Origin of the sequence: Leptotrichia sp. OH3620_COT-345 (genome assembly GCF_003932895.1) — a bacterium.
Classification (GTDB): Bacteria; Fusobacteriota; Fusobacteriia; order Fusobacteriales; family Leptotrichiaceae; genus Pseudoleptotrichia.
In genome coordinates this window covers 1-449 of record NZ_RQYW01000126.1, presented here as the reverse complement: position 1 = coordinate 449, position 449 = coordinate 1, and the positions used below count along the sequence as shown (strand labels likewise).

Annotated in this window: 1 protein-coding gene; it reads left to right on the top strand. The window is 34.3% G+C overall.

The annotated features are described in order from the left end of the window. On the top strand, positions 1 to 449 hold a 449-nt coding region (locus EII29_RS12385), incomplete at both ends, for a hypothetical protein (protein WP_158612552.1).

Genomic DNA, 449 nt, shown 5'->3' with positions numbered 1-449 from the left:
GCCGGAAATAAAGTAGAAAGAGTATCTGAAATATTAAAGGCAGTAATTGAAAATAAAGGAAAATCTTTACCGTTATACTATAAAGACAGACTTGCTTATGAAGAAGAGAGAGACAGGCTTGAAAGAAGCGGGAAAGAATTCAGTAGTTTTATAGATAAGGAAAAAGCTAAAGAAGTTGTAGAACAGGCATCAGGTATGATAGTAGATGATGTTCAAGTGATAAGTTCAAAAGACCCTAACATAAAGGAAATAATAGGAGCAGATGGGATAAGAGGGAGAGCATATCATGTAGGTAACGGAAAGGTAGTAATAATAGCAGATAATATAGGAGATTATGCAAAGGCAATAGGAGTACTTTCAGAAGAGGGAAGACATTTATATCATAGAAGAGAAAACGGTTTAAAGGATTCAGAAGATTATGCAAGTTTTTATGGAAGACAGTTTGAGAG